24 protein-coding genes and 1 tRNA gene are annotated in these 23,812 nt (G+C 59.0%); 8 read left to right on the top strand and 17 right to left on the bottom strand.

What is annotated here, in order from left to right; genetic code table 11:
• The 12 genes from EPN93_10485 to flgB all read right to left on the bottom strand — a co-directional run.
• The coding region (locus EPN93_10485) for a hypothetical protein (protein TAL35448.1) at positions 1-540 on the bottom strand (540 nt) is incomplete at its 3' end.
• A gap of 250 nt (positions 541-790) precedes the next feature.
• A complete protein-coding gene (locus EPN93_10480) occupies positions 791-1,414 on the bottom strand; it encodes a hypothetical protein (protein TAL35447.1) in 624 nt (207 codons plus the stop codon).
• A 10-nt stretch (positions 1,415-1,424) separates the two neighbouring features.
• A complete protein-coding gene (locus tag EPN93_10475; GenBank protein ID TAL35446.1) occupies positions 1,425-2,024 on the bottom strand; it encodes a hypothetical protein in 600 nt (199 codons plus the stop codon).
• A 62-nt stretch (positions 2,025-2,086) separates the two neighbouring features.
• Positions 2,087-2,473 carry a lytic transglycosylase domain-containing protein gene (locus EPN93_10470; protein ID TAL35451.1) on the bottom strand — a complete coding sequence of 129 codons (387 nt, stop codon included), beginning with the start codon at positions 2,471-2,473 and terminating at the stop codon, positions 2,087-2,089.
• 273 nt (positions 2,474-2,746) lie between these two features.
• Positions 2,747-3,214 (bottom strand): flagellar export protein FliJ, encoded by a 468-nt coding sequence (fliJ, locus tag EPN93_10465; GenBank protein TAL35445.1) that lies wholly within the window; start codon positions 3,212-3,214, stop codon positions 2,747-2,749.
• A 43-nt stretch (positions 3,215-3,257) separates the two neighbouring features.
• Positions 3,258-4,664, bottom strand: coding sequence for a flagellar protein export ATPase FliI (fliI, locus tag EPN93_10460; protein ID TAL35444.1), 1,407 nt, complete (start codon positions 4,662-4,664; stop codon positions 3,258-3,260).
• 22 nt (positions 4,665-4,686) lie between these two features.
• Positions 4,687-5,613 (bottom strand): flagellar assembly protein FliH, encoded by a 927-nt coding sequence (fliH, locus tag EPN93_10455; GenBank protein TAL35443.1) that lies wholly within the window; start codon positions 5,611-5,613, stop codon positions 4,687-4,689.
• The gene (gene fliG, locus EPN93_10450) at positions 5,606-6,622 is read right to left on the bottom strand and encodes a flagellar motor switch protein FliG (GenBank protein TAL35442.1); all 1,017 of its coding nucleotides are present in this window, start codon (positions 6,620-6,622) and stop codon (positions 5,606-5,608) included. The genes fliH and fliG overlap by 8 nt, the downstream gene beginning before the upstream one ends.
• A gap of 106 nt (positions 6,623-6,728) precedes the next feature.
• On the bottom strand, positions 6,729-8,429 hold the full coding sequence (fliF, locus tag EPN93_10445; GenBank protein TAL35441.1) for a flagellar M-ring protein FliF: 1,701 nt from the start codon (positions 8,427-8,429) through the stop codon (positions 6,729-6,731).
• Positions 8,430-8,662: 233 nt separating this feature from the next.
• A complete protein-coding gene (gene fliE / locus EPN93_10440; GenBank protein TAL35440.1) occupies positions 8,663-9,016 on the bottom strand; it encodes a flagellar hook-basal body complex protein FliE in 354 nt (117 codons plus the stop codon).
• A gap of 149 nt (positions 9,017-9,165) precedes the next feature.
• Entirely contained in the window at positions 9,166-9,630 is a 465-nt protein-coding gene (flgC, locus tag EPN93_10435) for a flagellar basal body rod protein FlgC (protein TAL35439.1), read from the bottom strand.
• Between the two features lie 14 nt (positions 9,631-9,644).
• Positions 9,645-10,073, bottom strand: a complete 429-nt coding sequence (flgB, locus tag EPN93_10430; protein TAL35438.1) for a flagellar basal body rod protein FlgB — start codon at positions 10,071-10,073, stop codon at positions 9,645-9,647.
• A 411-nt stretch (positions 10,074-10,484) separates the two neighbouring features.
• On the opposite strand from flgB, the gene EPN93_10425 reads away from it, so the two are divergent.
• The 3 genes from EPN93_10425 (at position 10,485) to EPN93_10415 (ending at position 12,431) form a co-directional block, all read left to right on the top strand.
• Positions 10,485-11,147 (top strand): N-glycosylase/DNA lyase, encoded by a 663-nt coding sequence (locus tag EPN93_10425; GenBank protein ID TAL35437.1) that lies wholly within the window; start codon positions 10,485-10,487, stop codon positions 11,145-11,147.
• Positions 11,148-11,233: 86 nt separating this feature from the next.
• Positions 11,234-11,308, top strand: a tRNA-Pro gene (locus tag EPN93_10420).
• Positions 11,309-11,480: 172 nt separating this feature from the next.
• Positions 11,481-12,431, top strand: a complete 951-nt coding sequence (locus tag EPN93_10415; protein ID TAL35450.1) for a hypothetical protein — start codon at positions 11,481-11,483, stop codon at positions 12,429-12,431.
• A 133-nt stretch (positions 12,432-12,564) separates the two neighbouring features.
• Here the strand turns inward: EPN93_10415 and cls are convergent, their stop codons facing one another.
• From cls to EPN93_10390, 5 genes are all read right to left on the bottom strand, one after another.
• On the bottom strand, positions 12,565-13,782 hold the full coding sequence (cls, locus tag EPN93_10410; protein TAL35436.1) for a cardiolipin synthase: 1,218 nt from the start codon (positions 13,780-13,782) through the stop codon (positions 12,565-12,567).
• Between the two features lie 126 nt (positions 13,783-13,908).
• Positions 13,909-16,443, bottom strand: a complete 2,535-nt coding sequence (locus EPN93_10405; GenBank protein TAL35435.1) for an ATP-dependent Clp protease ATP-binding subunit — start codon at positions 16,441-16,443, stop codon at positions 13,909-13,911.
• A complete protein-coding gene (locus tag EPN93_10400; GenBank protein ID TAL35434.1) occupies positions 16,386-17,441 on the bottom strand; it encodes a hypothetical protein in 1,056 nt (351 codons plus the stop codon). Before EPN93_10400 ends, EPN93_10405 begins: the two co-directional genes overlap by 58 nt.
• Before the next feature lie 4 nt (positions 17,442-17,445).
• A complete protein-coding gene (locus EPN93_10395) occupies positions 17,446-17,988 on the bottom strand; it encodes a hypothetical protein (GenBank protein TAL35433.1) in 543 nt (180 codons plus the stop codon).
• Between the two features lie 207 nt (positions 17,989-18,195).
• Positions 18,196-19,179: a hypothetical protein gene (locus EPN93_10390; GenBank protein TAL35432.1), complete on the bottom strand. Its 984-nt coding sequence runs from the start codon at positions 19,177-19,179 to the stop codon at positions 18,196-18,198.
• A 271-nt stretch (positions 19,180-19,450) separates the two neighbouring features.
• Between EPN93_10390 and EPN93_10385 the strand changes: the two genes are divergently transcribed.
• The 5 genes from EPN93_10385 (at position 19,451) to EPN93_10365 (ending at position 23,414) form a co-directional block, all read left to right on the top strand.
• Positions 19,451-19,858 carry a bacteriohemerythrin gene (locus EPN93_10385; protein ID TAL35431.1) on the top strand — a complete coding sequence of 136 codons (408 nt, stop codon included), beginning with the start codon at positions 19,451-19,453 and terminating at the stop codon, positions 19,856-19,858.
• Between the two features lie 242 nt (positions 19,859-20,100).
• The gene (locus EPN93_10380; GenBank protein TAL35430.1) at positions 20,101-20,286 is read left to right on the top strand and encodes a hypothetical protein; all 186 of its coding nucleotides are present in this window, start codon (positions 20,101-20,103) and stop codon (positions 20,284-20,286) included.
• Positions 20,287-20,295: 9 nt separating this feature from the next.
• A complete protein-coding gene (locus EPN93_10375; protein ID TAL35429.1) occupies positions 20,296-21,255 on the top strand; it encodes a hypothetical protein in 960 nt (319 codons plus the stop codon).
• A 255-nt stretch (positions 21,256-21,510) separates the two neighbouring features.
• Positions 21,511-22,389 carry an alpha/beta fold hydrolase gene (locus tag EPN93_10370; protein ID TAL35428.1) on the top strand — a complete coding sequence of 293 codons (879 nt, stop codon included), beginning with the start codon at positions 21,511-21,513 and terminating at the stop codon, positions 22,387-22,389.
• Positions 22,390-22,400: 11 nt separating this feature from the next.
• Positions 22,401-23,414, top strand: coding sequence for a hypothetical protein (locus EPN93_10365; protein TAL35427.1), 1,014 nt, complete (start codon positions 22,401-22,403; stop codon positions 23,412-23,414).
• Positions 23,415-23,812: the final 398 nt, after the last annotated feature.

Genomic DNA, 23,812 nt, shown 5'->3' with positions numbered 1-23,812 from the left:
GTTCACTTTGCAGCCGGGCGCATAGATTGAAGTCGATTTCTCCGAATCCGCAATTTTGGGATTCTGTACGTCCGCGGGGATGTTGTTTTTCGTCTTCCAGGTTTTCCATTTTTCCTGGTTGAAGCTCGAAACGTCCTTGGGGCTGGACGTCCACTCGATCGCGTAGGAGTAGGTTTTCGTCTCGGTGGTCGTCTTCGTACCGGTAAGGGACTTGTCCGTTTTGCTGTCGCTCTTTACGTTTTCAACCCAGGCCATGACCTCCGTGGACTTGGAGATCGAAAGATACTTCCCCTTTTCGAGGTTCGCGCCGTCGCCGATCGCGTCCGCCACCGGTGTCCCGGTCACGTATGCAAGGTCGTCGCCCTTCGCCTGCTCCACGGGCACCGCGTTTTTGAATATTTTGTTCCAGTGTGTGCGCGAAGCCCCGCAATAGAGCACCGGCCAGCTTAATGCAAAGCAGACCAGGCCGACCAGCATGTTCTTGAACGAGCCGCCCATCTGGCTCAAAGCGCCCTGCTCGGTTACGGTGGTTTCGCTCATACTGTCGGATCCGGAAGAGGAACTTCCTCCCTCATCGTCTCCGAGTTCAAGATCATTATACGCCAGGTTCATACCGCCCTCCTTTGTTATTTCTCCAAATATTTTGAGTTGGTGTAGTAAAACAAATCCGCGATTGAATGTCTTAATTAAAACACAAAGTGCGACAAAAGTCAAAATGAAATTCAATAAAGAAAAAGCCCGGCAGCATACATGCCGCCGGGCATATTTATCTGATGGTGCTGAAAGGAGACTATATCCAGCCGAGAATACCCGCAAATACGATGAGCATGAGCGCGTTCACCGCGAACAGCGTGCCGATCACCGTCCTCTGTATCCTGGGCGCCCAGTCATAGCAGTACATCGAGACCACGAAAAAGGGGATGTACACCGTTACGAAGACGGGAAAGGCCCCCCACCAGGAATACACCCAGACGAACGCGGGCGTCTTCGCCAGGAAGATCTCGAATATGGAAAAGAAGGCGGCGTTTCCCAGCGCGATGGCGAGCCTGTTGTTTATGCCGAATATCTTCATTTTCGGGTCGGGGGGAAGAATCTTGCTGAAGATGAGCCCCGCGATCGAAAACATGAGACTCAGCTCCACGCCCACGCCCACAAGCAGCAGGAATGCCGTTCCCGTGGGCGCCGTCCAGAGCGCGTGTCCGGAAAAATGCTGGATGAGCGCGTTCATGATCTCGAAAAACCAGTGGACCATGTAAAGGGACAATCCCGCGGCGATGCCCCTCCAGTTTTTATTGGATATCTCGTTGAAGTACACGTAGAAAACGAGCGCCAGCAGTGTGATCACGTACCACTGGAACACGTCGCCGCTCCGGAGGAGCGCCATGGCCTTTGTGGTTGCTTCGGGGTTATTCATGCGTTTCTCCTTAAAGTTGCGTCATGAGATACATTATCCGGCTCGCGCGCTCGCGCGGAGTCATCTTTGAAAGCAGGAACGAGGTGATACTCTGGCGGCCGGCATCCGCCGCGTCGGCGTCCATCTGCCTGAGCACGTCGATCACCAGGGAGTCTTCCCATCGCAGCATGATGGCGACCGCGTCGTCGGGCGGGATGGTCCCGATCTTCTGCGCGAGATCGCGCACGTTTTTCATGTAACCCGAGTATTTCTTTTTTTCGTTCTCAAGCTTCCTCGCCTCGAGGTCCAGGCCCTTCTTTTTGTCCTCAAGCTTATCGCGCTCGGTGTCCAGGGATTTTTCAGCCTCGACTAGGTGCGCCTCCCGCTTGTCGATCTCTTCAATGCGCTCGCGCAGCTTGTGCTTTTCTTTTTCGAATTCCTCGCGCTCCACCAGGGAGGGCTCGTCGTTCTTCGCATCGATCACCCTGGGCGCTTCGCGGGAATACACCTTGTGGAACATGCGGTCAAGGTTGATGAGCCCGATATAATCCAGCCAGAAGAAGCCCACCACCACGAGGAAAACCGAAAGAAGCAGCAGGTAGATGATTTTCGCTTTGCCGGTGATAGTCATTATGTCACACTCCCGTCTATTGCTTTTCCCATTAAATTTTCATTCGCCTGTGCATCACGGCTCTACTTGCTGTTCTGCAGGTACTGCGAAATGACTTTTTTCACGTAGTCCTGCGTCTCCTTGTAGGGAGGCACCCCGCCGTTCTTGTCCACGGCGCCTTCGCCCGCGTTGTAGGCCGAAAGCGCTTTCTTGTAGTCCCCGTTGTACCGGTCGAGCAGGCCGCGCAGCAGGCCCACGCCGGCGTCGATATTCTCCTCGGGGGAAAACGGGTCCTTCACCCCGAGAGCCTGGATCACCGTGGGCATGAGCTGCATGAGTCCCTTCGCGCCCCTGGGGGAAACGGCGTTGGGATTGAAACCGGATTCTGCCTTGATGACCGATAGAACCAGGTCCTCGGGGACGCCGTTGCGCGTCGCGCTTTCCCGCGCGATCCTGGTGATGTCTTCCATGTTTATGCCGTTCTTCGCGGTTGGTGCCTGCACGCGGTGTACCTGCTCCTGGCGGGATACGGGAAGATAGGCCGCCGCGGACTGCGCGCCTCTCACCGCGGCGGGATCCTGTTCCGCCGGACGGATATCGCGCACCGCCCCCGCACGCGCGTCCAGCTGCGACTGGAAATTTTTTTCCTGGGCAGGGGCCTGCGCGGGCTTGCGGTAGAGGTTGAAGCGTTTCTTCAACTCGTGGATGCGCCCCATGACCTTGTACATGTCCTCGACCATCGGTTACTCCTGCCGGGCTTCTTCGAGACGGCTCTTGATATGGAGCTTCTGGTTCATGTCGTCGATTTCCTTCGCCATTTCCCTGTTGTACTCGTACTGGTACTCCTGCCACTTGCGTTCCTTCAGGCGCTCGACCACCTTTCGCTGTTTCTGGGCCTCTATGAGCCTCTCGCGCACCTTCTGAATCTCCGGCTCCAGGCGTTCGATCTTTACCTGCTGGTCCTTTACCACCATGTGCGCGAATTCCATGTAGCGCTGAAACATCACGGATTCACCGTATGAAAACCGGCCCTGCTTCAACCGGCCTGAAAATTTTTCGTGCTGCTCACGGATCGCGCGCCGATATTGCTCCTGCTTCATCCTCTCCCGGTTCTGCACGGAGAGCACCCCGGCCAGTTCGTTCTGGATCTCCTTTTCCCTGGCCCCCCTGAGATCGAGCAGTTTCTCGAGTGTGAATTTAAACTTTTTCATGTCCTAGTGCCGTGCGAACCCTTGGTGACCGATACCGCCCTTTCTAGCGTACGGTGCGCTGACGGGCGAAATACGGTGTCGCCGCGGCGAATTCCTTTCTTACCCCGGTCTCCGCCTTTTTGAAAATCCCCAGCAGGCGCGCGTGTATTCCCTCAAACTCGTCCTTTTCGTACACGCCCTGCTTTAAGAACGCGTCCATTTCTTCTTTCTTATCAATCGCCCTGTCTATCGATGGATTCGAGCCCCTTGCATAGGCTCCCAGGTTGATTAAATCCTCGGCATCCCTGTAGGCGGCGAGCAGTTCGCGGAATTTTCCGGCGGCCTCCTTGTGTTCGTCGTCGACCACGTCCTTCATGCACCTGGAAATCGATCCGAGCACGTCGACCGCCGGGTAATGTCCCTTATGCGCGAGATTGCGCGCAAGCACGATGTGACCGTCAAGTATCCCGCGCACCGCGTCGGCAATGGGCTCGTTCATGTCGTCGGCCTCGACGAGTATCGTGTAGAAGCCCGTGATGCTGCCGGCGCCCTCCCGCGTCCCCGAACGCTCCAGAAGCCGGGGGAGGAGCGAGAACACCGAAGGCGGAAAGCCGCGCGTCGCCGACGGTTCGCCTGCGGCGAGCCCTACTTCCCGCTGCGCCAGCGCGAAACGGGTCACCGAATCCATCATGAGATTCACGTCCTTGCCCTGGTCGCGAAAATACTCCGCGATCGCGTGCGCGAGATAGGCGCCGCGTATGCGCATCATGGGCGGCTGGTCGGATGTCGCGACCACAACCACCGATCGCTTGAGCCCTTCCACGCCCAGTTCTTTTTCGACGAAATCCCTCACCTCGCGACCGCGCTCGCCGATGAGCGCGATCACGTTCACGTCCGCGTTCGTATAACGGGCCATCATGGCGAGCAACGTCGATTTGCCCACCCCCGAGCCGGAGAAGATCCCGATCCTCTGGCCCTTGCCCACCGTGTTGAGCCCGTCTATCGCCCTGATCCCCACGGAAAGAGGTTCCCTGATGATTCTTCGCTGGAGGGGATTCAGGGGATGCCCCTGCACGGGGTACCGCGCCTCTGTGAAGACCTCCCCCTTCGAGTCGAGGGGCTTGCCGGTCCCGGATATCACGCGCCCCAGGAGCTCGGGCCCCACGGGAACCATCAGTGAAGAGCCGGCCGCGATCACCTCGGCGCCGGGAACGATCCCTTTCATGTCGCCTATCGGCATGAGAATGACCCGGTTCTTGTGAAAACCCACCACCTCGGCGTGCAGGTACTCCCGGTTGGCCATGCGAATCTTGCACAGCTCCCCGAAATGCACCGCGGGCCCTACGGATTCGATCGTGAGCCCCACGATCCGGTCGACCCTGCCGGTGTAATTGACGAGGCTCACCTCTTCGATGATCTTGGTGTACTTGGCGAGAACTTCCGCCTTGTCATGCTGGAGAATCCGTATCATTGTTTCTTTCCGTTAGGCGCTATTAGATCGGGTTCGCGTTACGTATCGCTTCCTCGATCGCATCCAGCTGGGTCGAAATGCGCGCGTCGATCGCGCCCACGTCGGTCTCTATGATACACCCGCCGCGGTCCACGCGGGAGTCTTCGTAAATGTTCACCTTCTTGAGCGATTCCATCATCTTGATGAGCTCGTCCTTGTGGGCCGTAGTCATGTCGAGGTCCGCGAAGTTGACGCGGATATCGATACGGTCGCGGTCCTTCACGCGCTTGATGGCCTCGCGTATGCTGTTGATGACGACCTCGCGCCGTTCCACGATCTCGTCCTTGATCACCTTCCGCGCGATCGTGAGGATCATCTCGGTCATGAGCTTTTCCGACGACCGCATGATGTCGTCCCGGATGTCGACGGCCGTGGACACGATGGTCCCCAGGCGGTCGATGAGGCGCATAACCTCGGCCTGGCCTTCCTTATAGCCTTCCTCGCGCCCGGCCTCGTAACCCTTCTTGTACGCCTCATGCTCGATCTCGGAAACCTTGAGCTCGGCGTCCTTGATCATTTTTTCCGCTTCGAACTTGCCGCGCTCGATCTCGCGCTCGGACTCGATGCGCAGGCGCTCCATCTCGGCCTTGATCTGCTCGCGCGCAGTCTGGAGCTCCTGGAACGCGGCGGCCTTTCCGTCTTCTTCGATCTTTTTCTGTCTCTCGCGGGCCTCGTCCAGCATGCGCCGGACTTCTTCCTCGGTCTCGCGGCGGTAACGCTCGAGCTCTGCCTCCATCTCCTCGATGGACGGCCCCTGGTAGACGTCTATGGGGTTCCCGGCCTCGTCGACCTCGAACTCCTTGTATTCCTCGTCGGAGATGACGTTCTTCTGGTACTTCTCCGGCATCTCAATCTGCTTCGCGGCACCGATGACCACGATCTCCATGGGCTTGAAAACAAGTTTAGACAATCAGCTCCTCCTCGCCGGCGCGCGCCACGATGATGTCGCCGGACTCCTCCAGTTTGCGGATGATGTTCACGATCTTCTGCTGGGATTCCTCGACGTCGCGAAGGCGAATCGGACCCATAAAATCCATGTCCTCGCGCAACAGCGACGACGCGCGCTTCGACATGTTGCGGAATATCTTTTCCTGCACTTCCGCGTCCACGCCCTTGAGCGCCTTGGCGAGGTCCTGCGTATCCACCTCCCTGAGCACCTTCTGGATGGAGCGGTCGTCCAGGAGCACGATGTCCTCGAAAACGAACATGCGCTTCTTGATTTCCTCGGCGAGCTCGGGGTCTTCCTCCTCGAGCGCCTCGATGATGATCTTTTCCGTTCCGCGGTCGACCTGGTTGAGGACCTCGACGATCGAATCGATACCGCCCGCGGAGGTATAGTCCTCGGAGGCGAGTGTCGAAAGCTTTCGTTCGAGCACGCGCTCCACCTCGCGGAGCACGTCGGGAGAGGTCCGGTCCATGGTCGCGATGCGCTTGGCGACGTCCGCCTGTATCTGGTGCGAGAGGCCCGAGAGGATGAGCGCCGCTTTCACGGGGTCAAGGTACGCCAGGATGAGCGCGATCGTCTGGGGGTGCTCCCCCTGGATGAAGTTCAACAAATGGCTCGGGTCGGTGCGCCGTATAAAGTCGAACGGCCGCACCTGCAGGGACGAGGTGAGCCGGTTGACGATATCGATCGCCTTCTGCGTGCCCAGCGCCCTTTCCAGGACCTCGCGCGCGTAGTCGATCCCGCCGGTGGAAATGAAGTCCTGGGCCATCATCATTTCCTGAAACTCCATGAGGACCTTGTCCTTCTCTTCGGGCTCTATCTTGTCCAGGCGCGCGATCTCGAAGGTAAGCTGTTCGATCTCGTCCTCGCGGAGGTGCTTAAAAATCTCCGACGAAACGTCGGAGCCGAGCGAGACCAGGAACATGGCCGCCTTCTGGCGGCCCGTGAGCTGGGATTTTTTGGACTGAAGCATCGGCCTACCTCGACAGTTTCGGGTTTCTGCGGGGCCTGCGCCCCCGGGAACCAAGATACTTCCCGGTCGCGGCGCCAGTCAAATGAAAATGCCCCGCCTCCGGCATTTACTCCTCCGCCAGCCAGGTGCGCAGGAGCGCCGCCACGTCGTCCGGACGCTCCCGGGCGAGGGAGACCGCGTTCGTCTGGAGCTCCAGGCGCGCCTTTTCCTCCAGGGAAAGCTCCACGTCCACGCCCTCCTCTTCGGCCGCGCGCAGGGCCGCTTCCCGCATCCGCTGCTGTTCGAGCGCGAGCTGCTCGTCCCTGACGCGCTTCCGGCGCTGAAGCTCCTTCCCTATCGAGCGGAAGAGCACCATTCCCACGAAGAGCGCGAGCACGCCGATAAGGGCGGCGAGCAGGATTCTCCTGAGCTGTTCCTTCTTCTGGAATTCCTCGCGAACCTTGTTCCATTCCTTCGTCCGGTCGAACATGATGTTCTCGACCGCCACCTGGTCGCCGCGGCCGCCGTTGAAGCGGATGGATTTCTTGACGATGTTTTCCGCCTGTTTCAGCTCCTCGCGCGTGAGCCCGATCTGGACCGGTTTCTTCGCGGGATCCAGGTCGTATTCACCGTCGGCGAGGCGCGGGAGATCCTGGAACCCGTCGATCGCAATGGCCACGGATATGCCCTTGATGTCATACGGCGCGCGCTGGATCTTCTTGAGCGCCTTGTTCACGACGTGATTCTTAACGTTTTCTTCCTTCTTGTATTTCGAGAACTGGTCGTCGGAGGCCTTGTAGCCGGCAGGCTTATTGCCCTCGGTGCCCGCGGGCCCCTCGGGATTCCAGCCGTGTCCCTCGAAGTTCTCACTCGTCGTCTTTTCGGAAATGGTAAGTGAGTCCTTATACTTGCGCTCGCTGTACGGCGTTTCGGGATTGTCGGCCTCGAGCTCGACCGGGGAATATTCTTCGCGCTCTTCCTGTATCTTGTCCCAGTTGAAGTCCATGTTGAGCCTGACCACCTGGATGCGATCGGGCGTATAGATGTTTTCAAGCCCCTTCTTGATGTCCTTTAACAGCTGGGCGCGCGCCTGCTCCTCGATCTTGCGCCGGTACTCGATAAGCGTGTATTCGGCCTTCGCGGCCTCGTCGTCGTCGTTGAAATCGGAAATGATCTTGCCGACCTCGTCCGTTACCACCACGTTGTCGGGTTTGAGCTTTCCGCCCACGGCGCGGGATACCAGGTAGGTGATACCCCTCACCTCTTTCCTGCTGAGCTTTTCGTAGCCGGGCGCCAGGTAGACGGTGACTGCGGCAGTATACGGGTTTTCGTTCTTGGTGAAGAGATCGTCCTCGGTAATGGCGATTTCAACGTCGGCCTTGTCGATGTTCTTGAGGGCCTCGATGTGGCGCTTGACCTCGTCGCGCAGCGCCCTCATGTACTTTATGTTTATTTCCTTGTCGGTTTCGGTCCATTTGGAGAGATCGAAAAGCTTCCAGCCAGGGATGCCCTTGGGAATCATGTTTTCCTGGGCCAGGCGGGTCATGATGAGCTCGCGCTGTCCCGGGCCTACGAAAATGGAGGTTGTCCCGGAGGTCGAGTACTTGAATCCCATCTCGTCGAGTTTCTTGGTGACCTGGCCGAAGTCCTCGGAGGGAAGGTCGGCGAAAAGAAGCACGTTCGATTTTTCGCTGGAGACGGCGAACAACACCATGAAGGACACCACCAGCACCGCCGCCACGGAAATCACGATGATGCGCTTGGTCTTGTCAAGCTTGCCGTAGACCTCCTTAAGCTGGCTCCACAACCTGTTAAAAAGCTCTCCCATGGGACCCTCCGTTAGACGATGAGTTGATGCCCGAACGCCGGCTTCAGAAATTAATTGTCAAGTTTACCGCTGTCTGTTTAGGTGACATAATACACCTACCAAACGTAAAAAAAATTGTAAACAAAAAAATCAATTAATTTCCAAAAAAATTCAATTAATTGACTAACTCGATCAATTAATTTCCACCCGCGCGCCGGTACGCCCCTCATCGCTTCCTTTCCGCCCCCTGCCCTCTACCTTAGATTCATCAATTCCCTATACGTCCGTATGGCTTCGTCCCGTATCGCCTTGGCGAAGGAGAGCGATATCTCGGCCTTCTGGCCGGCGATCATTACCTGGTGGATGTCGACCGAATCGGGCTGGGTAACCATCTTCCTGGACAGGTCGTCGCTGTCGGCCTGCAGGTCGTTGACCTTCCGGATGGCGCCCTTCAGCATGTCGGTGAAGGAGCCGGACGGCGCATCGGTCTCCCCCGTCCCTTCTTTTCCGGTAAAATGGAGCTTGTTAGTGGTCAGCAGATTGACGATGTTGCCCCTTCCCGCGATTTCAGCAATATTCATGGCACATTCTCCCGTTAATTTTTCCATCGCGGCTCTCCACGACCGCCCCAACGCGCACGTCCTCTCCGCCCCCGCCCATCCTGGATCCCTTCTTTAGGTTCTCAAGGGTGGAACAATCGTGCGTTATGTTGATCTCCAGCCTGCCCGTGTGTTCATTTTTCATGTCGTATCATCTCCTATGCGGTTCCCCGCCCGATTTCAAGAGCCCTGTTGTACATCGTGCGCGCGCTATTCACCATGGTGACGTTCGCCTCGTAGGACCTGGACGCCGAGATGAGGTCTGTCATCTCCATGACCACGTTCACGTTGGGCATCTCAACGTAGCCGGCCTTGGGACCGGCCTGGATCGCGTCCGGGTGCGAGGGATCGTAGGTGAGCCTGAAGGGGGACTGGTCCTCCTCTATCTTGATGACCCGGACCCCCTGCCCCGTCCCGTGCCGGATGCCGTCGGGCACCAGGGGCGATTTGTATTCGGGTCTGATATTTTCCGGTGCGAAGATGGCGCGTTTTCTCCGGTACGGTCCACCCTCCGGGGTGCGCGTCGATCCCGCGTTGGCGATGTTGGAGCTGATAAGGTCCATCCGGAGCCGTTGCGCGGTAAGCCCCGAGGCCGATATATTAAAGCTGGCGAACATTCCCACGATCAGCTACCCCCTTATGCGGTCCGCATCGATATTTTCAACAGCTTGTAATTCTGGTTCAGCATCGTCACATAGGCGTTGTAGCGCATCTGGTTCTTGGACGCGTCCACGATCTCCTTCTCAATATCCACATTGTTGCCGTCGTTCCTGTAGGTGGTGGAGTAATCCAGGTTGACCCGCGGCCGGACAACCTTGACGTCGCGCTCCACGAAGAATGGTATGTGGCGGTCATCGGTCACGATCCCGGGAAACCGGTTCGAGTCGTCCTGCTTTTCCTCCAGCACCCTGTTGAGCTCGCTCTCGAAATTGACTTCGCTTCTTTTAAAATGCGGAACGTCCACGTTCGCGATATTGTTCGCGATCACGTTACGCCGCAGCGATTCCGCGTCAAGGGCGCGTTCAAGAAGGTAGTTGGTCCGTGCGGCACCCGTCCCGTCAAACATAGCCTGCTTCCTCCCGCCAGAGACCTGGCCTTACCTGATACATCGGCATTTCACGGGGGAGCATGAGAAAATTTTCACTCAAGAGACATAATTTTCCGACACCCCGTTATCCAATAATTGTTTGCCATTAGCCCGTGCCCCTGGTATCGTCGGGAATCGAGTCGAGAGGGGGGGGGCTGGCGCCGATGCGCATCCGGGATGAAACCGAAGAAAAGACGGATTAACCGCCAATGCACGCTAACGAACGCGAATCATACTATCATTCGCGTTTATTCGCGTCTATTCGCGTCTATTCGCGGTCGTTTCCTTCATTTGGAGGACAAAGCATGACGATCCATTCCGGGCTTTCACGAACAGGCCGCATCCCCACCCGTCCACTGGGACGCCGTTCCCGGCAGGTCGAAATTCATTATGAACGTCAAACCGCTTGAAAGCAACGTGAACGAGCTTATCCGCCTGTACGCGGAGATCCGCCCGGAAATCCGTCTCAGGACCGCATTGTTCGCGTCGATCTGGCGGGACGGGACGGAAGAGGACATCTTCGCCGAACTGGTGTTCTGCCTTCTCACCCCCCAGTCGGGGGCCTTTCGATGTGCGCGCGCCCTGGAGATAGTGCGAGAGGACGGTCTCATGATGCGCGGCACGGCCCGCGAGATAGCGGCGCAGCTCGCGATCGTGCGCTTCAGGAACAAAAAGGCCTCGTATATCGTTGAAGCCCGCGATCGCTTCATGAATACCGGTGCGATCGACGTGCGCGGCAGGCTTGCCGCCGCGGGGGACCTGTTTCAAAGAAGGGAATGGCTCGCGACGAACATCAAGGGTCTTGGTTTCAAGGAAGCGAGCCATTTCCTGCGCAACGTCGGCTGGGGTGAGGATCTCGCGATCCTGGATCGCCACATACTGCGCAACCTGGTGCGGCTGGGAGTAATTGATCGCATCCCGCCTTCGATTTCCGGCCGCCGCTATCTGGCCATGGAAAACTCGATGAGGGCCTTTGCCCTTGAAATCGGGATCCCCCTGGGGGACCTGGACTTCGTCCTCTGGTACCGTGAGGCGGGCGCGGTATTCAAGTAAATCCCGTAATAATTTTTTGCCCGCATGGAATTATTCTTTACACGGGATTGATGTCTCGGGTAATTTGTCATTTCTGTTAAGCATTTCGGGGCGTGGCGCAGCCCGGTTAGCGCACTTGACTGGGGGTCAAGGGGTCGGAGGTTCAAATCCTCTCGCCCCGAAATAATTTAACTTCTTGCATCATGGAGAGCCACAGTATTACATACAGCATCCGCATTTCCAAGAACCTCAAGGTTTCGGCCCGCGCGAACGCGCATGTCCTTTCAACGGAAGCATACTCTCCCATGAACTACGTCGGCGGCATCCCAATTCCAAGCAGCGAGGAACTCATCCATGGCCACGACTAAAAAGCCATCGCCCAAGAAGGCGGCAAAGCCCGCGGTAAAACCCACAGCGAAACCCAAGGCAAAACCCAAGCCGAAGCCGATGCCCAGGAAGATCGCAAGGAGCAAAACGCCTCCCTCGATGAGTTTGGAAAACTACCTGGGGAAAACGCAGATATTCATGCTCAAGACGCGCGAAAAGCAGACCATCATCAAGGAGATGCTGCAGAAGCTGGAAAAGCTCGGCAAGCTCGAAAACTCCGACCGCTACTACGCCCAGGTGATTCACCGCGAGTCGCTGGAAAACACCGGCATAGGCGCGGGCCTGGCCATTCCCCACGCGCGTACCGATTCGGTGGCGAGCTTCACGACGGTGCTCGGGGTGTCCGAGGAAGGCATCGATTACCAGTCCTACGACGGTGTCCCGGTCCGCTACGTGCTCCTGAGCATCTTCCCCACCGAGATGAGCACCAAGTACCTCTACCTCGTGGGCATGATGGCGCGCATTTTTTCGAGCGCGGAAAAGCGGGTGAAGATAGATGAGGCGGGAACCCCCGCAAAAATTTTTGCCGTTCTCGCGAAGGACGCGAAGGAATATTTCGAAAGCATATCCGAAAAAACGGAAGAGACAGCCGAAAAGGCGGAGAGCCTCGCGGGAGTGCCATCAAGCGACCTCGACCTTCTCATCAGGCTGGACAGCCTTTACCACCTCCTTGACGAGGGAAACACCTCCGATTCACTGAACGGCAAGATCGACCAGATCAAGCGCCTTATTGACAACCGCTCGCTCACCTACTACGAGCGCATGCGCAAGAAATGCCAGAATCCTTTCTCTATCATCGAGAAAAACAGCTGCTCGGGCTGCCATCTCGAAATACCGCCCATTTACCTGAAGCAGATCAAGGAATCCAAGGGTATATCCGTATGTTCCCACTGCGGAAGGTTCCTTATCATCATTTAAGCACTGGTTCAAAAAAGCGGAACCGCGAATTGACGCGAATGAACGCGAATCATTAAATTGCGAACATTAGCGTTTATTCGCGTATATTCGCGGTTGTCCTTGCCCTGTCCATTTCGTAAATTCACCTCTCCCCCTACAGCAAGTTCCTGAATCGGTACCAGAACCATTCAAGCAGGAAGTTCCCCATGCTTCGCTTGTGCCAGCCCTCCAGGGTGAGCTCCTCGCTCTGGCGGAGATCGTTCGCGAAGACACGCTCCATCTCCTCGCCGAATTCCTGGTCCAGCGCCACCGCGTTTATCTCCAGGTTGTGCACGAAGCTCCTCCTGTCGATGTTGGAAGATCCCACCGTCGACCATATCCCGTCGATCACCGCGGTCTTCGCGTGGAGGACCGATCTCCCGTATTCGTACACGCGGATGCCGTGGCGCAGGTACCTCTTGTAGAGGTACCTGCCCGCGTGCTGCACGATGGGGACGTCGGAGATGCCGGGAAGGAGCACCCGCACGTCCACCCCCCGGCGCACCGCGCGCACGAGCGCGCGGTAGATGCGCGCGTCCGGAATGAAATACGCGTTCGCGATGTAAATGGAATTCTTCGCGTAATTTATCGCCGAAATGTACGATTCGTGAATGGGGCGGATGTTCCTGCGAGAGCGCGTGCACAGCACCATGAGGAGCTTCTTGCCGGCCTCTTTAATCTGCGGGAAATGTGTGCTGTTGTCCATGATCGCGCCGCCGTTGCGGTACCAGTTCTCGATGAAAAAAAACTGTATGTCGCGGACGGCCGGTCCCTCGATTTTCAGGTGCGTGTCGCGCCATCGTCCGCCGTTGTAGCGCGGGCCCGCGTATTCGACGCCAATGTTGATTCCCCCGACGAACGCGATTCGCCCGTCCACCACCAGGAGCTTGCGGTGATCCCTGAGGGAAACGTTCCAGAATTTTCTCCACGGCCACAGGGGATGATACTCGATCACCTCCACACCGCTGTCCCTGAGAAAGGCGAAAAGCGCGGGAGAGGTTCCGATACAGCCGACCGCGTCATAGATGACGTTCACCTCGCAGCCCGAGCGTGCCTTCCGCGCGAGCACGCGCGCGATCTTCCAGCCCACCTCGTCGCTCTTGAACGTGTAGGATTCCAGGTTGATGCTCTTCTTCGCCCCGGCGATGGATTTCAGATACGCATCGAAGCACTCGTCGCCGTCGGTGATGAGCTCGAGCCTGTTCCCGCCCGATATGCCGCCGATGCGCAGGCGTTTCATGGTGCGCAGGAACGCGGGGAGGAATAACCGGTTGCGCAGCTTCTTGATGCGCCGCTGCAACTCCTCCCCGGGGAGGTGTGAAGGTTTTTTCATGGTTTCACGATATCAGATCAGGCCGGCGCGGTTTGACAGCCGCATGGCCGGCTCGTCTTTCCAGGATTAGATTTGTGTGCCTTGTGCGCGGGGAAAGGCGTCGTCGCGCCCGCCCGGAGACGCGGCTCAGGAGACCCCGGCCTTTTCGGGCCGTGCGCGCCGGGCCTTCTTTTCACTCTCCGCCCGTACCGGGCGGAATGTCAGGGAATCCCCTTTTACGCCCACGGCGATCTTCTGCGCATCGCGGAAATTTCCATGGAGGAGCTCCATGGCGAGCGCGTCTTCCACGTGCGTCTGGATGATCCTGCGCAGGTAGCGCGCCCCGAATTTCTCGTCGTGGCCCTTGTCGGCAAGCAGGTCCCGGACGCTGCGCGAAAACTCGAGCTCCAGCCCCTTGTCGACGAGCCGCGCGTTAACCTCGGCGAGCATGATGTCGACTATCTTGCGGATATGCCCGCGATCCAGCCGGTGGAAGTACACCACCTCGTCCAGACGGTTGATGAACTCGGGGCTGAAAAGGCGCTTGAGTTCGTCGTAGACACGGTCTTTTTCCGCGCCCTCGGCCGCTCCCGTTTCCACGAAGCCCATGCGGCCGTGCTTCTGAAACTCGCGGTTGCCCACGTTTGAGGTCATGATGATGACCGCGTCCCTGAAGCTTATGGTCGATCCGAAATTGTCCGTGAGCTCGCCCTCTTCCAGCACCTGGAGGAGCACGTTGAAGATGTCTTGGTGCGCCTTCTCGATCTCGTCCAGGAGCACCACCGAATAGGGCCTGCGCTTGATCTTCTCGGTGAGCTGCCCGCCTTCGTCGTATCCCACATAGCCGGGGGGCGCGCCTATAATCCGCGAGACCGAGTGCTTTTCCATGTATTCGGACATGTCCAGGCGCACCAAGGCGCTCGGATCGTCGAACAGGAACTCGGCGAGCGCCTTGGCGAGCTCCGATTTTCCCACGCCGGTGGGTCCCAGGAAGATGAAGGAGCCTATGGGCCTCCGCCCGCTTCTCAGGCCCGTGCGGCTCCTGCGAATCGCGCGGCTCACCGCGGCGATCGCGTCGTCCTGCCCAATGATGCGGTTATGGAGCTCTTCCTCCATGCGCAGCAGGCGCGCCGTCTCGGATTCCTCGATGCGCTCGACCGGTATTCCGGTCCACTGCGAGACGATGTGCGCGACCATGTCCTCGGTCACGGTGATGGTGTACTCGTTGCGCTTCTGCTTCCAGTCGCCCGTTTTCGAGAGGGCGACCGCCTTCTTTTCCTTGATGAGATCGCGCAGCGAGGCGGCCTGCTCGTACTCCTGGGCCCGCACGAAATCGCCCTTGCGCTCGTTCAGCCGCGCGATTTCGTCCTCGAGCTCGCGTATGTCCGGCGGCTTGTCGGTGTTGTCGAGCCTGGCCTTGGAGCCCGCCTCGTCGATGATGTCGATCGCCTTGTCGGGAAGGAACCGATCGTTGATGTAGCGGTCCGCGAGCGTCACCGCGCGCGTGAGCGCTTCGTCGGTGAAGCGCACCATGTGGTGGCTCTCGTAGCGCTCGCGCAGCCCCTTGAGAATATCCACCGCCTCGGGTATCGTGGGCTCCTCCACGAGGACGGACTGGAAGCGCCGCTCCAGGGCCGCGTCCTTCTCGATGTACATCTTGTATTCGTTGAGGGTGGTGGCGCCGATACACTGGAGTTCCCCGCGGGCGAGCGCCGGTTTCAGGATGTTCGCCGCGTCGATCGCGCCCTCCGCCGCCCCCGCGCCAATTATCGTGTGAAGCTCGTCGATGAAGATGATGACGTTGTCCGATCCCCGTATCTCCTTCATGATGCGCTTCAGGCGCTCCTCGAATTCGCCGCGGTACTTGGTGCCGGCGACGATCGCGGGAATATCGAGCGAGAGGACGCGCTTGTTCTGCAGCGGCTCCGGGACGATCCTCTTCATGATGCGCTGCGCGAGCCCCTCGGCGATCGCGGTCTTGCCCACGCCCGCCTCGCCTATGAGAAGCGGGTTGTTCTTGGTCTTGCGGGTGAGTATGCGTATGACGCGCTCTATCTCCTTCTCGCGCCCTATGACCGGGTCAAGCTTGTCGTCCGCGGCGAGCTGGGTGAGGTTCTGGGCAAACTCGTCCAGGGTGGGCGTCTTGCTTTTTTCTGCGGCCTTGTCGCCGGTCGCGGCGGCCTGGTGCACGCCGAGTATCTTCAGTATCTCGTTCCGGATCGCATTGTAATCGATGCCGGATTTCACCAGGTCGTCCACGCCCGCGCACGAACCCTCGCGGAAGAGCGCGAGGAGCAGGTGTTCCGTGCCTATGTAATTGTTCTTGAACTTGCGCGCCTCGTCCTTCGCCGTCTCGATGGTCCGGCTGTAGCGCGCGCCCAGGGGGAGGTTTCCCAGTATCGTGATGGTGCCCGCGCGGCGCATGTTCTGCTCAATCCCGCGCCTGAGGACGTCGAAGTTAACCCCCAGGTTCTTGAGTATCCGCGCGGCGACCGAATCGTCATCTTTTAATAGCGCAAGAAGGATGTGCTCGGGGCCCAGCGAGTCCGAATTGAGCCTGCGGCCCTCGGACTGGGCGTACACCTCCAGCACCTTCTTCGAACGCTTGGTAAAATCGTACATGCTCATGGTCCCTCTTGCGCGAACGCCGCCCTCACGTAGTCGGCGCGGTATGAATCGCATTCCTGGGTGTTCGCAAACGCGGAACCGGCCCGCTTCTGAAGATGCGACCACTGGACATTCACCATTAAATCATTTATTTTCTGCAAATCAAGGTTTTTTATGACCGAGAGCACGACCCCCAGCCGTATGTTAGAAAGATGCTCCATGCAGTCGAGGTAGTTGATGATGCGCGCGTACCGCACGGTCCCGAATGAGCGCCACACCCTGTCCTCGAGGAGTGAGCGGTATTGCGACACATAGTCGTCGCGCGCTTCGTTTTCCATGCCGATAAGCGTGGACGCCGCCTCGTCGACCTGCTCGAGTATGTCCGGCTCGGACTTTCCCAGCGAAACCCTGTTCTGCACTATGTACATGCATCCCACGGTCTTCCCGCCCTCCCCGGCCGTCGCCTTGAGGTCCGCGCCGTGTTCCTTCACCGCGCGCACCACGTCGGGGATCGAGCGCATGTGGGTGAGCGCCGGAAGGTGCATCATCGCGGAGGCCCGAAGGCCGGTTCCCACGTTCGAGGGACAGGCGGTGAGGTAACCCAGGTTGTCGGAAAACGCGTAGGAGACATAGCGGTTCATCTCGGAATCGATGCGGTCGGCGTTACGGTAGCAGTCCATGACCTGGAGCCCCGGGCATATGACCTGGATGCGGAAATGATCCTCCTCGTTGACCATGAGAACGAAATTCTCGTCGTGGTTGATGATGACGAAGCTTCTTGCGGACTGCTCCATTTCGTTCGTAATGATATTGCGTTCCCGGAGAAACCTGCGGTCGTGCGCGTCGAGGGATGACACCTCTACGAAGAGCGCGTTCCTGTTGAGCTCCGATTCGTGCACGAACCGGTACGACACCGATTTCACGATGGTGAGCTCCGGTTCGTCCTGCTTGTGGGGGAAGGGAACCGTGGCGAGGTTGCGCGCCAGCCTCACCCTCGTGGATAGGACCACGTCGCCCTGCGGACCGGTCGTCGACCAGAATCCGCCCTGTCGGTACAACTCGTCAAACATCATTTCGTCAATCCCGCGGACCGCTTTCCTCTCGCTGCTTGAGCGCGTCCCTGATGAGCGCCGCTTCCTCGAACCGCTCGTCGAGCACCGCCTGCTCCAGCTTCTTCCTGAGGTCGGCCACGGTCTCCACCTTCTCCATGACCTTCACCGATGCGTCCAGGAATACTTTGCCGCGGGCCTTGATTTCGATATAGTTTGACGGCATCTTCCCGACATGCCTTTTTGCGCCGTGAAAATTCATGAGTATGGGTTCCAGGGCCGCGCGCAGGTGTCCGTAGCAGTCCGGGCACCCCAGCTTACCCGTGCGCTTGTAATCGACGAACGAGGTCCCGCAGCTCTTACAGACAGTCGCGTCCACCATGTCGCGGGTTTCATCGACGTCCAGGAACGAGAGCATGTCGGGGACCGTGAGGGTGAAGTTCGACAGCTTCGAGTTGAGACCGATCTCACGCGCGCAGCCTTCGCAAAGGTGCAGCTCCGACTTCACGTTCTTGATGATCTCGGTGAGATGTACGGTCGCCTCGTTGTTTTTACACTTTTCACACTGCATGGTGTACCGGTCCAGGCGCACTCAATTCCTTGAAAGCAGGCCGGCGTTTTAATTTGCCGCAGAAGCGCGGCATACGCTGACCTTCGTATAGTGTACCAAACTACAGGGTATTTGTCCACTAAAATAATGGGGGGCGACATAAGCCGGTATTAGCGCACAAGCCGCGGGTTTCGCCCGCGGCTTGTGGATAACTGAAGCCGGAAGGTGTTACAGCGTGGGGATATTCTTTACCCGCTTCTCCTTCGTTTCCTGCTGCTGCTTCTCGATGCGCTCTTTCTCGAGCCGCGCGGCTTCCGCCGCATCGCGTTCGGCCTTTTCGCGCTCGGCCTTTTCGCTCGCCAGCCGGTCGGCGGCAGCGCGTTCCGCCATGCCGCGGGCGCGGAGGTCGGCCTCGTCTTTCAGGCGGCGCTCTTCTTCTTTCTTACGGCGCTCCTCTTCCTTCTTTTTATCGGCCTCCTTGTCCTTGTCGTCCCTGGGCGCGATCACCACCTCCTGGAACTCCTTGCGGACCGATTCGTTGAGTCTTTCCGCGGGCTTGATATCCTTGACCTCTTCTCGTATCTTGCGGACTTCCTCGACCTTGAGCGCCTTAACCTCGATGGTCTTCTTCTCCTCGACCATCTTCTTGATGTCCTTTTTCTCGACGGTGACGGTCTTGTTCACCTCGACCACGGACTCGATTTCGGCGATCACTTTCCCGTCCTGGACCGGGTTCACCTTGATCGTGCCGGAGATGACGTCGATGCGCGAGGTTTCGCTGTCGGCCGTCACCTTGAAGCTGGTGCCGCGCACCGCGGCGATGGTGGTCGGGGACGCGACCTCGAACTTGTCGCCCTTCTGGAGCTTGGATACTGTCACGAACATGCGTCCCTCTGAGATTTCGATCCTGGAGTCGCCCCCCGCGCCACCGAACAGGGTGGCGAGCTTTACCAGGGAGGATTCATTGATCCTGATCACCCCGCTCACGCCGTAGGTGAGGTCGACCAGCGACTCGACACCCGTCTTGATGGTGTCTCCCTGGGCGACGGCCTCGCCCGTTTTCGCAGCGCGGTCGCCCTTCTCCGAAACGATCTTCACATCCCCCACCGCGGACTGGATGCTGACGGTCACGGCCTCGTTCGCTTTCTTGGAACACGCGGTGCCGTACAGCATTACACCGGCGCACACAATCGCAATAATGGCTCGCCTCATCTCTATATCTCCTCTATAAAGTGTACTGTCTTCCAATCATGGTACCCTTAACTGGATTACCCGGATTTTCGGAACTTGTACAGTATTTTTCAATCATTTTAAATCGTTGACGCGCTTTATTTCCGCATCAGCGCCATACATAGCGTTTTGACAGGGAGAAAATATACAAAAATGGTTGCGATATCAAGAACCGGCGCTAAAATTCGCCAAAAATAGGGTCATCACACGGCGAAATGTGCGATTTTCTCCGCACGGACCCGGGGAGCATACAATGCCATTAATATCATGGGACGAAAAATACTCCGTTGGATTTGACCTCATCGACGAGCAGCACAAGAGGCTTTTCGACCTGACGAACGGGCTGCACGACGCCGTCATGGTGCGCTCCGCCGATTCCGCCATGGGCAGGTCGCTCAGGGACCTGGTCGAGTACACCGTGTACCACTTCGCCGCCGAGGAAGAGCTCATGCGCGCGAACAACTACCCGACCTTCACCGAGCACAAGGCCCTTCACGATGCCCTCACCAGGCAGGCTGCCGATTTCAAGGACCAGGTCGAAGCCGGCAAAAAGGTGTCCTCGCTGGCCTTTATGCAGTTTCTCCGTGAATGGCTCACGCGCCACATCATGGAGGTGGATAGCGCGCTGGGCGCATTCCTCGCGTCAAAGGGCAGGGGCTAAGGCGCATCGGACCCAGAAGGGCTGCTTCGCGGCCGGTGGGAGCCCCGGCGGCAACCCGCCCGTCGTGCGCGCGTCCCCGGTCCGGGAACCCTGTCCCGGGACCTGCATGGAAAACGACCGGTATATCGGACACCACTCATTCTGGTTGACTTTTCCCCCCGGCCCTGTAAAAACTTCACTGTTCCGATCGCCCGGTTACCCTTACGTTCCGGATTCGCGCGCGGAAATGCGGGGAGCGACCGATGCGCTGGCGCGTTATGCGGTATACCGGGGCGCGGCCGTACGATCGATCGCCGCACACGCGGCAGGGATGCCCGGAACGACACTCGAAGGGGAGCGATGCGATGACGACACAGGCGATCCAGGACCTCTATCCCGGGGTATACAGTCACTGGCACGGATGCGGCCGCCGCGCGGCCGACGGGTAACCGGGCTTCATGGCGCTCCCGGTTCAAAGAAGCGCGCTGGCGGTAATCGCGCCGGTCGCGGGGTCCGCGCTGTTGACGGCCGTCGCGGCGGCGGTACTGTGGACAGCGGGCGGCGAACCTTCCCTGTCGTATAACGTCCTGATCCTTGCATGCGCCGCGGCGTGTTTCTGCATGAGCTATCTCTTCATGACGCGCACCTGGCGGCGCAGGAGGAAGGCGCTCGAAGCCCCCTTCCCCGCGGAACACGAGCGGCTTCTCCGCGCCCACGTCGCCTACTACGAGGCCCTTTCGCAGGACGAGCGCGCGCGCTTCCGCCGCGAGGTCCAGGTCTTCCTGGCCGAGCATCCCGTCCTGGGCGTGGGCACCGACGTGGACGAGCGCGTCCGGGTGCTCGTCGCCGCGAGCGCCGTGATTCCGCTCTTCGCGATCCCGGACCGGGAGTATCCCGACGTCGGGGAAATTCTCATCTACCCTTCCGACTTCGACGACGACTTCAACTTCACGCGGTCGCCCGACGAGATGATGGGAATGGTGACCAGCGACAGCTCGGCGGTGATACTCGCGAAGCCGGCGCTCCTGGAGGCCTTCAGGGGACGCGCGCGGATGCACGTGGGAATCCACGAGTTCGTCCACAAGCTCGACAACGGCGAGGGGGGGATCGACGGCGCGGTAGAGGCGCTGGCCGACCGCGCGACGCTCGCCCGCTGGAAAGAAATTTCCAGGCGGGAGATCGATGCGCTCGAACGCAGGGAGTCCGATATCGACGACTACGCGCTCTCCGCGGATTCCGAGTTCTTCCCCGTACTCGCCGAATATTTCTTCCAGGATCCCGCCGCGTTCGCGCGCCTGCACGGCGAGCTGTACGAGGTCATGATGAAAATATTCCGGCAAGACCCGCGCGCGATTCTGGGCGCGTACACCCCGCACACCGGTACCGCGAACCGGCGCCGCCGGCCGGGGAGGCTTTGAGAGGCGTGGAATGGAGAGGTGGGGATTGAAGAGATTAAGGAAAAAAGTCGGATTAACCGCGAATGCACGCGAATGAACGCGAATCAAAATATTAGCGTTTATTCGCGTCTATTCGCGGTTGCCACGCTGATACCGGGGCATGGGGATTCATGAAAGTATTGACTCCCGCGCTGAAGTTTACGAATATTATTCGAGTCCGCCAATCCAGCCCGGGGCACCGGCGGGATTGGTCCGATTCGCTGACATGCGGAGAAGATAAAATTGGCACCAGATACTAAACTGGAAAAGAGCCTGATCATCACCGCGCCCGACGGCGCGAAATCCGAACTCACCGTATACGAAAGCGGGAACGACCGCGCGCCCGTGTTCCTGTGCGTACCAGCCCTGGGTGTCCGGGCGCGCTTCTACGAGCCGCTTGCGCGGGCGCTCGTGTCCGCCGGGTTTAACGCCTCCTGCACCGAGCTCAGGGGGACGGGAACCAGCTCGGTACGCCCGGCCCGCGGCGTCGATTACGGTTATGAGACCGTGGTCTCGCTCGATATTCCCACGGCGATCGATGCATTAAAGGAAAAGTTTCCCGAGGCTCCGATATACCTGCTGGGCCACAGCATGGGAGGTCAACTTGCCACCCTCATGCTCGCCGCGCATCCTGACCGGGCCGACGGCCTCGCCCTCGTCGCGACGTCCTCGGTGTACTGGAGGAGTTACCCGTTCCCGCACAACCTGCGCACGCTGCTGGGGACACAGTTTATCAGAATCGTCGCGCGCATCGCCGGATACCACCCGGGGGCGCGTCTTGGTTTCGGAGGGAACGCCGCGCGCACCCTCATGACCGACTGGGCGCGCCAGGCGCTCTCTGGCAGGTACAGGCCGAAGGGAGCGCCGCTCGATTACGAGCAGGCGTTGGAGAACATGGCGAAGCCGGTGCTCGCCGTCTCGCTCGAGGGGGACTTCCTCGCGGCGCGCGGCGCCGTGGACCACCTGTGCGGGAAACTGAGGCGCGCCGCGATCACGCGATTGCACATAACGCTCGAAGGCCCGCGCGGACCCGGGGGCCCGCATTTCGACTGGGTGAAGAACCCCGCCCAGGCGGTCCGGCTCATCTCCGAATGGGTACGATCTTTGAATAAATAGAGAGGGATTTCATGAAGAAAACACGCATCGTGCTTGGATTCGCGCTGGTCGCGGCAGTGCTCGTATCGGCCCCCGAACCGCTTCTCTCGGTTTCCAAAAAAGACATCGCCCTGGACCTGCTGCGGCGTTACTCGCCCACGGGCCTCTACATCATCGATGAATACATGAAGGCGCCCACGAGCTTCACGATTGGCGGGTCGAGCATGACGGTGAGCCGCACCGATTTCGGGATTTACGTCGAGGGCTCCCGGGCCGCCGAGATCGTCAAGTCGCTCAACACCACGGTCCACGAGACCTGCCACGGCTACACGAGCACGATGGCGCTCGTCTACCAGCAGCAGAGCGGCGCGCCCGCCGACGGCCAGTTCCTGTGCTACTATGTGGGCGGAACGCAGGCGGTCCCGGTGCGCGTGACGAAGGTGTTCCGGACGCAGGAGATGGCGAAGACCTTCACGAAGTCGCAGAAGAGCTACAGGTTCAACACGTACGTAAATAGCTCGTCGGCGGACCTGGGCTCCCAGGTGCACGGCGCGTACGGCCTCATGGACGAGCTGAACGCCTACTACCACGGGACGAGGACCTCGCTCAACCTGCTTCCTTATTACAAGAACGAGCTTCCGCTTTCGTCCACGACATGGAACGCGTTTTTCCAGGACGTGAACGGCACCTACTACGCGGGCCTAGAGTTCACGCTCTACATCGCGAAGTATCTCCAGTACGCGAAGGCGAAGTACCCGGACGTCTTCGCCGGCATCGTAGGGAACCAGGCGTTCCGCCTCGCCTATTCGCGTATCAGCGCGAACTGGCGCGCGCTCATCCAGGAATATTTCGCCACGAAGGAAGAGATCTACAATTCCCTGCGCGCCGCCGGCTACAAGGTGAACGAGACCGGGAACATGCTCATGATCACCGACCCGTCCGGCAGGGGCACGGGAACCGGCAACTTCATGGACGTGTACGCGCAGCTACAGAAAGAGCTGGAGGACCCGGAGATGCAGTCGATGCTCGCGATGATTTCGCAGTAAACTTAATAGCCCATCTCCTTTCAAGCTTTCAGTGAGGGCGCCTTTCATGGGAGATTGGGAGAAGTCCACCAAGGACTCACCTCACCCCCGGCCCCTCTCCCACGGGAGAGGGGTGACGCGGTGGATGCGTTAAGTCTTTGTTAAAGACCTCCTTAAATAGGAAAGCATCGTATTGCGCAAACAATGAGCAAAGACGTTGATTCAACAAGTATCCGATGCAGCAGCAACTCCGCTGAAAGCAGTTCTCGTGACATTGTTGAGCTGGGAACAAGACCTGGATCGCCGCGCCAGCGGCAAACCTTCTCAGCCCGCTGCGATGGACAGGATGTCCAAGTGCCGGGCGCGCGACAGGAGGTCGCGTCTGCGCCCGGCTTTGAGCCGAGTCCGGCACAGCCGGC

This window comes from Spirochaetota bacterium (assembly GCA_004297825.1).
Classification (GTDB): domain Bacteria; phylum Spirochaetota; class UBA4802; order UBA4802; family UBA5368; genus FW300-bin19.
This window is presented reverse-complemented; position numbering and strand designations above follow the sequence as displayed.